At 71.2% G+C, this 555-nt stretch carries 2 protein-coding genes; both read right to left on the bottom strand.

Annotated features, from left to right (window positions below):
* Positions 1 to 301, bottom strand: a 301-nt coding sequence (locus CCN33_RS29360) for an Rv2175c family DNA-binding protein (protein WP_086696384.1), incomplete at its 3' end; no start/stop codon positions are given.
* Positions 302 to 367: 66 nt separating this feature from the next.
* Positions 368 to 555: oxidoreductase C-terminal domain-containing protein (locus tag CCN33_RS29355; protein ID WP_279628227.1), on the bottom strand; the 188-nt coding region annotated here is incomplete at its 5' end.

The raw sequence follows: 555 nt of genomic DNA, 5'->3' as shown, positions 1-555 counted from the left end.
CGGGGGTGCCGGGCAGGGAGGGGTCCGGGGTGAAGAGCCATTCGATCATCTCTTCCACCGTGAAACCGTTGTCCCGCAGGAGCGTCAGGGTGCCGGTGAGGCCCTTGACGACCTTGTCCTCGTCGATGAAGGCGGCGGGGACGTGCAGCGCGCGGTTCTCACCGCGGCGTACGGCGATGAGCTGGCCCTCCTTGACCAGCTGCCGCACACGCGTCACCTCGACGTCGAGCTTTTCCGCGATGTCGGGGAGGGTGAGCCAGGCGGGGACAAGAGCGTCGGTCTTGGTGTCAATCTCGGTCACGACATCTAGCCTGCCATCCCCCGCCGACAGCCGGTAGTCGGGCCACTCCGCACGCGGGCACCCGGCCTATCCGGCGACGGCCTGCTTCAGCGGGAGCGCGGGGTCCTTCAGGGCGTCGGCGTCCATCGGCGAGCCCCCCTCGATCAGCCGTCTGCCCTGGGCCAGGTCGCGCGGGCGGCCCACCGCCAGCAGGGCCACCAGACGTCCCTCGCGCAGCCAGCACACGGTCCAGGCGGGGTCGGCCGGGTCGCCGC

Source organism: Streptomyces recifensis, assembly GCF_002154615.1.
Classification (GTDB): domain Bacteria; phylum Actinomycetota; class Actinomycetes; order Streptomycetales; family Streptomycetaceae; genus Streptomyces; species Streptomyces griseoluteus.
The sequence above is the reverse complement of the archived record's forward strand: the minus strand, read 5'-3'. Positions and strand labels throughout refer to the sequence as shown.